This window comes from Mycobacterium sp. (genome assembly GCF_049802695.1).
In the GTDB taxonomy this organism is placed as follows: domain Bacteria; phylum Actinomycetota; class Actinomycetes; order Mycobacteriales; family Mycobacteriaceae; genus Mycobacterium.
Window position 1 is genome coordinate 1 of record NZ_JBARMY010000106.1, and the last position, 9,569, is coordinate 9,569.

Annotated in this window: 10 protein-coding genes and 1 pseudogene; 9 read left to right on the forward strand and 2 right to left on the reverse strand. The window is 65.9% G+C overall.

The genetic code is table 11. From position 1 onward, the window contains the following. From WA317_RS04030 to WA317_RS04065, 8 genes and pseudogenes are all read left to right on the forward strand, one after another. Positions 1 to 527: pseudogene (locus tag WA317_RS04030) on the forward strand (FAD-binding oxidoreductase); the annotation flags it as partial. Positions 528 to 664: 137 nt separating this feature from the next. Next, positions 665 to 1,192 (forward strand): sigma-70 family RNA polymerase sigma factor, encoded by a 528-nt coding sequence (locus WA317_RS04035; protein WP_425171814.1) that lies wholly within the window; start codon positions 665 to 667, stop codon positions 1,190 to 1,192. Positions 1,193 to 1,262: 70 nt separating this feature from the next. Beyond that, on the forward strand, positions 1,263 to 2,018 hold the full coding sequence (locus tag WA317_RS04040; RefSeq protein WP_425171815.1) for an anti-sigma factor family protein: 756 nt from the start codon (positions 1,263 to 1,265) through the stop codon (positions 2,016 to 2,018). A 74-nt stretch (positions 2,019 to 2,092) separates the two neighbouring features. Then, positions 2,093 to 3,865 (forward strand): thiamine pyrophosphate-binding protein, encoded by a 1,773-nt coding sequence (locus WA317_RS04045; protein ID WP_425171816.1) that lies wholly within the window; start codon positions 2,093 to 2,095, stop codon positions 3,863 to 3,865. Then, positions 3,846 to 4,511 carry an SRPBCC family protein gene (locus tag WA317_RS04050; RefSeq protein ID WP_425171817.1) on the forward strand — a complete coding sequence of 222 codons (666 nt, stop codon included), beginning with the start codon at positions 3,846 to 3,848 and terminating at the stop codon, positions 4,509 to 4,511. The genes WA317_RS04045 and WA317_RS04050 overlap by 20 nt, the downstream gene beginning before the upstream one ends. Positions 4,512 to 4,529: 18 nt before the next feature. After that, positions 4,530 to 5,549: a 3-oxoacyl-ACP synthase III family protein gene (locus WA317_RS04055; RefSeq protein ID WP_425171818.1), complete on the forward strand. Its 1,020-nt coding sequence runs from the start codon at positions 4,530 to 4,532 to the stop codon at positions 5,547 to 5,549. Further along, positions 5,549 to 6,592, forward strand: coding sequence for a pyridoxal phosphate-dependent aminotransferase (locus tag WA317_RS04060; protein ID WP_425171819.1), 1,044 nt, complete (start codon positions 5,549 to 5,551; stop codon positions 6,590 to 6,592). The genes WA317_RS04055 and WA317_RS04060 overlap by 1 nt, the downstream gene beginning before the upstream one ends. Before the next feature lie 49 nt (positions 6,593 to 6,641). Continuing rightward, complete coding sequence (locus WA317_RS04065) at positions 6,642 to 7,139, forward strand: MarR family transcriptional regulator (protein WP_425171820.1); 498 nt, start codon at positions 6,642 to 6,644, stop codon at positions 7,137 to 7,139. Here WA317_RS04065 and WA317_RS04070 read toward each other — a convergent pair. Then, entirely contained in the window at positions 7,136 to 8,374 is a 1,239-nt protein-coding gene (locus tag WA317_RS04070; protein WP_425171821.1) for a GAF domain-containing protein, read from the reverse strand. The genes WA317_RS04065 and WA317_RS04070 overlap by 4 nt on opposite strands. Further along, entirely contained in the window at positions 8,371 to 9,054 is a 684-nt protein-coding gene (locus tag WA317_RS04075) for a response regulator (protein ID WP_425171822.1), read from the reverse strand. Before WA317_RS04075 ends, WA317_RS04070 begins: the two co-directional genes overlap by 4 nt. A gap of 83 nt (positions 9,055 to 9,137) precedes the next feature. On the opposite strand from WA317_RS04075, the gene WA317_RS04080 reads away from it, so the two are divergent. Continuing rightward, positions 9,138 to 9,569, forward strand: a 432-nt coding sequence (locus tag WA317_RS04080) for an HAD family hydrolase (protein ID WP_425171823.1), incomplete at its 3' end; no start/stop codon positions are given.

The window sequence follows — 9,569 nt, forward strand, 5'->3', positions numbered from 1 at the left end:
AAGCCCTTGCGCCGCTTGCTACTTGCCCGGTGATCGACAAAGCGATAGTGAATCTTGCTTACGCGCCGACCACCTTGGCCAACTGGTATAACGCGGTGATGACGAATTATCCCCAAGGGCATCGCTATGTCGCGGACAGCATGTTCACCTCGGCTTCCGCCGAAGAGCTGCTGCCGGGCATCCGCGGAATCATCGAAACGATGCCGCCGCACCCTTCGCATTTCATCTTCACAGGCTGGAAGACGTCCCCGGATCGCGCCGACATGGTCTATGGTCTGGAAGACGAAATCTACCTGGCGCTGTTCACCATCTGGCAGGATCCCGCCGACGACGAACGGTACCGCGACTGGGCCGGATCGAACATGGCGGCGATGTCGCACCTGGCCTCCGGCATCTCGCTCGCCGACGAGAATCTGTGCCGGCGTCCGGCGCGCTTCATCACCGAGTCCAACATGGCGCGCCTGGACGAGGTGCGCACGGCCTACGACCCGGATGGTCGATTCCACAGCTGGATGCGCGGCGTTTGACGCTTGGGTGCGGCACAGTGTGAGCACACCGCTGCGGTGACCGAAGAAACGCGTGTGACTGTCGATAACCGCGGCCGCTGGGCCGTTAGTGAACCGAACGAGCGTTTCACTCGTGTCACGAGCAGGAGGTGAATAGAGTGCCTAACGGAATCAGCTCGGCGGCCGCAGAAGCGGCGTTGATGAAGGCACTCTACGATGAGCACGCCCCGGCTCTGTGGCGGTATGCCCTGAGGCTCACCAGCAATCCGAGCCGTGCCGAAGATGTCGTCCAAGAGACGCTGTTGCGGGCGTGGCAACATCCGGAGGTCGTCGGCGATTCCGAGCGCTCGGCCCGGGCCTGGCTGTTCACCGTCGCCCGCAACATCATCATCGACGAGAGCCGTACCGCACGGGCCCGCAAGGAAGTCGGTTCGCTGGACAGTGCGCCCGAGCAGGCCGCTCCCGATGAAGTCAACGCCGCGCTCGACCGGCTGCTGATCGGCGAAGCGATGGCTCAGCTTTCCGAACAACATCGTGCGGTGGTTCAACGGTCCTACTATCAGGCCTGGACCACCGCGCAGATCGCCACGGACCTGGGCATAGCAGAAGGAACCGTCAAGTCGCGACTGCACTACGCCATGCGCGCCTTGCGACTTACACTTCAAGAATTGGGGGTGACGCGATGATGGCGCTAACTGGCCATCCGCGCGCCCGTCGGCTCCGAATAGCTGACGGGGCAGGAAACGAGGTGGCACGATGACGTCACTATGGCGGTCCGGACGGCCGTTCGACGACGAACCGCCCGCCAACGGCGGCGACGACGAGTACGCGATGTGGGATGCCGCATACGTGCTGGGCTCACTGTCGTCGGTTGAACGGCGGGAATTCGAAGCGCACATGGCCGGCTGCGTGTCATGCCGGCAAGCCGTTACCGAACTGAGCGGCATGCCTGCGCTGCTGTCGCAGCTCGACCCCGACCAGGTCGCCGCGATCGCCGAGGGCGACGACAAGTCCGGGGAAGCGTCGTCGCCTCCAGACATGCTGCCGTCGTTGCTTGCGAAAGTGGCTTGGCGGCGGCGACGGTCGCGCGTGTTCACCTGGACGGCCACCGCGGCCGCGGCCGCGGTGCTGGCGATCTGTGTGTTCATCGGAGTTCAGGGCCATTCCCTGACCGGTGTGTCGACGCCGCCACAGGCGAGCGTGTCGGGGCTGCCGATGGGTCAGGTGGGCACCGCGGCGCTGGCCTCGACTGTATCGGTCAACCCCCGGCACTGGGGAACCTACATCGACTTGAACTGCGTCTGCCTGGCTCCGGTGACCTCTCATCACGACACGCTGGCGATGGTCGTGGTGGGGCGCGACGGCAGTCACACGAGGTTGGCGACCTGGGTGGCCGAGCCCGGTCACACCGCCACGCCCGCCGGCAGCATCTCGACGCCCATTGACCAAATCGCCTCAGTGCAAGTCATTCTCGCTGACAACGACCGCGTGCTGTTGGAGCGCTCGATGTGAGAAATTTCGGGCAGCAGTGAACTAAAGCCTTTTAGGGGCCGTGTTACTGGCATCGTCACAAGTTAGGTGAACAGATGGCCAGGCAACACCGGGTAGTCGACCACATCGTCGAGCACCTCGCCAACATCGGCATCGAATACCTTTTCGGCGTCGACGGCGCCAACATCGAAGACCTCTACGACGCAGCGCATTTCCACTCCGACATCAACGCCGTCTTAGCAAAGCACGAGTTCTCGGCCGCAACCATGGCTGACGGCTACAGTCGCGGCGGCGCGGGGCTCGGTGTGGTGATGGCGACGTCGGGCGGCGGAGCGCTGAACCTCATCGCAGGGTTGGGCGAGTCGCTGGCCAGTAGGGTGCCGGTGTTGGCATTGGTGGGTCAGCCGGCGACCACTATGGACGGCAGAGGCAGCTTTCAGGACACCAGTGGGCGCAACGGTTCGCTGAATGCCGAGGCGCTGTTCTCCGCGGTATCGGTGTTCTGCCGACGGGTGCTGATGCCCGCTGACATTCTCACCGCGCTGCCCGATGCGATCGCCGCGGCATGCCGTGGTGGCCCGGCAGTGTTGTTGTTGCCCAAAGACATTCAGCAGAAGTTTGTCACGGTAAACGGATACATCGGGAATGCTGACACCCAGATCCCGGCATCGGTTCCCCGGATCGGCGACCTGCACCCGATTGTGCGCGCGCTGCGCGGCGCCAACGGACCAGTCACGATAATCGCCGGCGAACAGGTGGCTCGAGACGAGGCACGCCGGGAACTCGAAGAGCTGCGTGCCCTGCTGCGCGCACGGGTGGCATGCGTACCCGATGCCAAGGACGTCGCCGGAACACCGGGTTTCGGGTCGTCGTCGGCGCTCGGAGTCACCGGCGTGATGGGACATCCCGGCGTGGCTGAGGCGGTGGCCGGCAGCGGTTTGTGCTTGGTTGTCGGCACGCGGCTGTCGGTGACCGCGCGTGCCGGTCTCGACGATGCGCTGGCGGCCGTGCGCACCGTGTCGATCGGCTCGGCACCGCCCTACCTGGCGTGCACCCATGTTCACACCGACGATCTGCGCACGTCGCTGGTGATGCTGACAGCGGTGCTGTCGGGACGCGGACGGCCAACCGGGCTGCGGGTGCCTGACGTGGTGCCCCACGAAGAACTACAGCCCCCTGCCTTCGACGGTCCGGGTGTGCGCTACCGCAACGCGATGGCGGTGCTGGACCGTGTGCTTCCCGCCGATGTCGACATCGTCGTCGACGCCGGCAACACCGGGGCGGCCGCCATTCACTATCTGCCGGCCCGGCGTGGTGGCCGGTTCACCGTCGCGCTGGGCATGGGCGGCATGGGTTACAGCTTCGGCGCCGGCATCGGCATGGCGTTCGGGCGCTCGGTGAGTGCTCGTACGAAGAGTCAGAGGCCCAGCCGGCGCACCGTGGTGATCGCCGGCGACGGCGCGTTCTTCATGCACGGCATGGAGATCCACACCGCGGTGCAATACCGCCTGCCGATCACGTTCGTCTTGCTCAACAACAACGCCCACGCCATGTGCGTGACCCGCGAGCAGTTGTTCTACGACGACCTCTACAGCTACAACCGATTTCGTCCCAGCCGACTGGCGCCGGGCCTGGCGGTCATGTTTCCCGGCCTGTCGTCGGTTGAGGTGGACGACATCGACGCACTGCCGGCCGCGCTGGAACGGGCAATAGCCGTAGACGGTCCGTCGGTGGTCAGCATCGAGTGCTCCGCCGACGAAATTCCGCCCTTCGCCGCCTTCCTGAACCAACGGGGCGACCATCCCGTTAACCAACAAAGAGCCACAACTCATGAGGAGAACCGATCCGATGTCCCTGCCCGCGCTTGACGACATTCACGCTCACACCGGTACCACCGAGCCGATCGAGGGAGTGGTCCGTATCGAGACCTCGCCGCTGGAGCAGACCGCGCCGATGTTCATGGCGAAGATGCGGTCGATGTATCCGCACGACGAGGTCTTCGGCCAGTACTGCACCGTCAACGACTACGTCGACTGCCCACCCGACGAGTTGTTCGAATACTTGGCCGATACCCGCAGTCTCGAAGAGTGGACGTACACCCTGCGTGACTTCACTCCGGCCGATGAGCCCGGGCTCTGGCTCGCCTACGACCGGTTGCTGCCCGACACCGAGATCTACACGCGGACAGTGGCCAACGCGCAGGCGCGTACCGTCGACTACCACTGTGCCTGGGACCAGGGCCGGCACCTGTGGATGATCTACGTGATGCGGGTCCTGGATGCGCAGGTCGTGCTCAACAAGCCGGGTTCGGTTGTGCTGTGGACCAATTGCCACCACCCGTTCTACGACGAGAACCCCTACCCCGAGGCCGTTCCGCCGCACCGCACGGGCTGGGTCGGCGACTTCTGGGACATCTTCGGCGCCGGTCACGCCCTGGAGCTGAACAACCTCAAGACCATCGCCGAATACCGCCACCGTAACGGCCTGCCGATCACGCCGGCTTGGATGAAGTGAGCTGAGATGAGCACTGCCATGAGTCAGCCCACCGTCAGCCTGACCGACCTTTCCACCTACCTGCCCGGCGAGCCCATCGGCGCAGACTATTACGCGCATTTCGCCGGCTCGGACGACCTCGCGGCCAACTTGATGTTCCGCGCCCCCAAATACCGCCACCATGTCGGGCCGGACGAAACCGCGATCGACATGGTCGAGCGAGCCGCGCGAGGGCTGATCGAGCGGCACGGTCGGGACGTCATCGAAAGCGCCGACGTGTTGATCACCCATACGCAGTTGCCCGACATGCCGTTTTACGGAAGTGGCGGCGGGATGGCGCATCGGCTCGGTATGCGGCCGAACTGGGTGCTGGATCTGCACAACGGCGGATGCGCGGCATTCGTATTGGCGCTCAAGGTGGCTCGTCAACTGCTGACCTCAGGCGAGGGACACACCGCGGTGATCGCGATTACGCAGAATGCGGCCGGGCAGATCTTCGACCAGCCTGGCGTGCGACGCAAGGCGCAGTCGTCGGTTCCCGGCGACGGTGCTGCGGTGGCTTTGGTCACGCTGTCAGACGATTCACCCATTCTCGACGTCGAGTGCCGCACCTACGGTGAATACGCCGGCGACATGACGATCGCGATCGACCCGCCCCGCAAGTGGTGGGGAGCCGGACCCGGTGAAGGGTGCATCGGTTTCACCGAGTCCAAGATCACCAAGGTGTTGGCCCGTGGCAATCGGCAGGTTCCCGAAGTCGCACTCGCGGTTTGCGACCGGATGGGAGTGTCGCCGAAAGACTTCGGGCTGCTGGTGACGAATCAGCCCAACCGGGTGTTCCTGCGCAATTGGCGTGAAGCGCTCGAGGTGCCGCGCGAACGTCATCGCGACACTTTTGACGAGTGCGGCAACCTGTTCGGTGCCGGAATCCCGGTCAATCTCGATCGCGCGATATCCGATGGTCAGGTCAAGCCTGGCGATCTCGTCATGATGGCCGCGTTCGCGCACGCCGGTGACTTCGCCGGTGCGGCGGCGCTGCGCTGGGGCGGACGTGGCTGATGTCAACGCTGTTGGAGACAAGCCCGATGACACCGGAGATACTCTGTGCGCTGCCGGATGCGATCGATCCGCTGGCCCTGTCGCTGAACGAAAACCCATTCCCGCCGCTGCCGGCGGTGCGCTCGGCGTTGATCCGCTCGATCGACGTCGCCAACCGGTATCCGGAGTTCCTGCCCCAGCAGATGCGAACGCTCGTTGCCGGGCACGTCGGGGTGAGCGACCGGCAGGTTGTGCTGGGAGCGGGTGCAAGCGGGGTGGCAATGCAGGTGCTGCATGCGGTGACGCGGCCCGGTGATCGAATTGTGCTGAGCCAGCCGACGTTTGACGGATATCCGATCTTCGCGCAGATGGCGCGCCTCACACCGGTCACCGTTCCGCTCAACGAGCAGGGCCACCACGACCTGGCGGCGATGGCCGAGGCGGCGGTGGGCGCACGCGTCGTGGTTCTGTGCCGGCCGCACAACCCGACCGGCACCCTGGAATCTGTCACCGATGTGCAGAGTTTCCTGCGCCGAGTGCCGACCGACACGATCGTGCTGCTCGACGAGGCTTACATCGAGTTCGTTGCCCCCCAGCACCGCATCGACGGACCGGAGCTGATCCGGCACTTCCCGAATGTCGTGGTGTTGCGGACGTTCTCGAAGGCCTACGGGTTGGCCGGACTTCGGATCGGCTACGGGTTCGCGTCACCGGAGCTGGCCACGATACTGTGGCGGATGCAGTTGCCGTTCGGCATGGGCATCACCAGCCTGGTCGCGGTGGCGGCGTCCTATGATGCCGAAGACCAGCTGCGACAACGCATCCTGCGAATCACCGGGGAGCGCGACTACCTGTGCCGGCGCCTTCGGGTGATGGGCGTTCGCCCCGCCGACGGGCACGCCAACTTCGTCTACCTACAGGCCGTCGGGCGGCCCTGGCCTGAGGTGTTCGCCGACGCGGGCCTGCACGCCCGCTTCTATGACGACGGCGGTGTGCGAATCACCGTCGGAAGCCGCGCCTCGACCCAGGCGGTGCTGGCCGCGGTGGCGAAGTCGCTCCGCTGAATCCCATAGCCCGGCCGAATCGCGTCCGGAAGTGCGGTAAGAAAAGGGCGTGGCCGCTTCCGAAACCGATCCGATCGCCCAGGCGAGAGCCAACTGGGAGCGCGCCGGCTGGGGTGACGTGGCGCCGGGCATGGTGGCGGTGACGTCGGTGATGCGCGCCCACCAGATCCTGCTCGCCCGCGTCGAGACGGCGCTGCGGCCCTACGACCTGAGCTTCTCCCGCTTCGAGCTGCTGCGCCTGTTGGCATTCAGCCGCAGCGGAGCGCTGCCGATCACCAAGGCGTCCGACCGGCTGCAGGTGCACGTCACCAGCGTCACGCACGCGATCCGTCGCCTGGAAGCCAGCGGGTTGGTGCAACGGCTGCCGCACCCCACCGACGGGCGCACCACGCTGGTGCAGATCACCGACCTGGGCCGCTCGACGGTCGAGGACGCCACCGTCACGCTCAACGAGCAGGTGTTCGCCGATATCGGGATGTCGGCGGGGGAGTCGCAGGCGTTGGTGTCGTCGATCGAAACCCTGCGCCGCGGCGCCGGGGACTTCTAATCCGCTAACAGCGGAGGCAACGGGATGGTCGCCGTGACGGCTGTCCCGGCTCCGGGCCGCGACCGGATGTTGAGCCGTCCGCCGACGAGCTCTGCGCGTTCCGACATCGACAGCACGCCGTAGCCGCCCATCTCGTCGCTGCCCAGCGGATGCTCGAAGGTGTCGAAACCGACCCCGTCGTCGACGATCTCCAGTCGCGCGGTCTCGTCGTCGACCGCGAACCGCAGCCGGGCCGTCGTCGCACCGGCGTGTTTGACGACGTTCTGCAGGCCCTCCTGGGCGATGCGGTAGAGCGCAATCTCGATGTGTTCGGGCAGCCGCACATCGCACAGATCCAATTTAGTGTCCAACTGCGGTATCGACCGGGCCAGGCTGGCCAACCCGCCGGACAGGCCGAGGTCGTCGAGGACGGGTGGTCGCAACCCGCCGATCGCGGCGCGAGCCTCCTCCAGTGTCAACCGGGCCAGCTCCCGGGCCTCCTCGAGTTGCTCGGACGCTTCGACCGGATCGTCGCCGACAGCGCGTGCCGCGGCGTCGAGCCGATACGACAGTGTGATCAGGCGCTGTGAGATTCCGTCATGGATGTCGCCGGCCAGCCGACGCCGTTCGATCTCCTGCGCTTCGATCACCTGCTCGACGAACAGCTCATGGGCGCGTTCACGGGCCACCAGCTGACGGTGCAACCGCGCTTGATGCAGCGCCCCGGCAATCAGCCGGCCGATGACCCGCAATAGTTCGACGTCACGGTCGGTGAATTGCCGGCGCTGCACGGTGTGCACGTTGAGCACCCCGACCAAGCCACCCGGATCGGTCTCCATCGGCATCGACACCATCGAGGTGAAGTCGCGGCCCCGCAACGATTGGATCGGCAGGTAGCGCGGGTCGGATTCCTTGTCGTGGCTGATCACGACCGGCTCGCGGTGCCGGGCCACCCAACCCGAGATCCCCGATCCGAGCGGCAGCTGGATTTTCCCCACCTGGCCGTCAAATGGCGGCGTGGCACCGGCCAGCGTCAGGGAGCGCTCGCTGTCATCGAGCACATGCACGAAGCACACGTCGGTACCGGTCGCCACGGTGATCATCCGGGCGGCCGCGGCCGCCAGCGGCTCGACAGCTGGACCGCGGGAGGCCGCCTGGATGAGTTCCCGCAACAGCGCCAACTCACGGTCGGCGTCGACGAGGTCACGCACCGCGTGCGAACTGCGGGTCTCCTCGGGCGGCTGGGGCGCGTTCACTGGTAGATCCCTTCGCGCAGCGCGGTGGCCACTGCGCCGGTCCGGTCACTGACACCGAGTTTGCGGTAGATCGAACGGAGGTGGCTTTTGACCGTTTCCTCGCCGATCACGAGCTTGTTGGCGATGCCGCGGTTCGACAGCCCGGTCACCATGAAGGACAGGATCTCGCTTTCTCGTTGGGTCAGCCCCTGGCGTGCGCCGGGCCAGAATTCGTCACGCTGCAACCGGGCCGCGGTGTCGACCGCGCGGGCCGCCATTCCCGGGTCGAGCACGGTTTCACCGTGGTGGGCCAGCTCCAACTGACGCACCAACTCGTCGCTGCCGATGCTTTTCAGCAGGTAGCCGCGGGCACCGACCCGCAACGCCTGGAACAGGTACTGCTCGTCGTCGTAGACCGACAACATGACAACCTTGAGGTCCGGGTCGCGTTCCCGCAGCAGAAGACACAGGTCCAGGCCGCTGCGGCCCTGCATGCGGACGTCGCACAGCACGACGTCGGGCTGCAGTTGCTCGACGACGCCGGTCGCGCGCTCGGCGCCGACCGCATGCCCCACCACCTGCACTCTGTCTTTGAAGGCGGCCAGCATCGCCTTGAGGCCCTCGATGACCATCTCGTGATCGTCGACGAGGACGAGCCGAACAGGGGCTACTCCTTTCGAGGCCGGTTCGGTGTCCGCCATGGCAACACCATAAAGCGAAATGCTTACCTCAATCCCCCTTATGGGGGACGCCCGTGCGGGCTACCTGCGGGCAGGCTACCGACATGGGAGCCACGGGGACAGCGACAGCCAGGCGCACATTCTGGTGGGACCGGGCGTGTCCGGTCGATGCCGACGTCCACCCGTTACGCGCGGTGGTGTTCGACGCGGACAGCGCGCTGGGTCAGGTCGGCGGCGACGACGACCTGGTGCCCAGGGCCGGTCTCATCGACCTGGTGATGAGCCTGTTCGTGGAGGGCATTTGGGTTGCCGTCGTCAGCAGGCAAGACCGGGAGCACGCGCAGACATCGGTCCGCCAACTCATCGGCGACGGTCTCGTCGAGACGATTGTCAGCGCTGACGACTTAGACCAGCCCGGCAGCGCCAGCGAGTTGTACCGGCTCGCATTGTGGGAGCTGGGCGTCCGGCCGGAGAGTGCACTTGCCGTCGGGGGATCGGCGTCGAGCCTGCGTGCCGCCCGCGTCGCAGGACTGCCC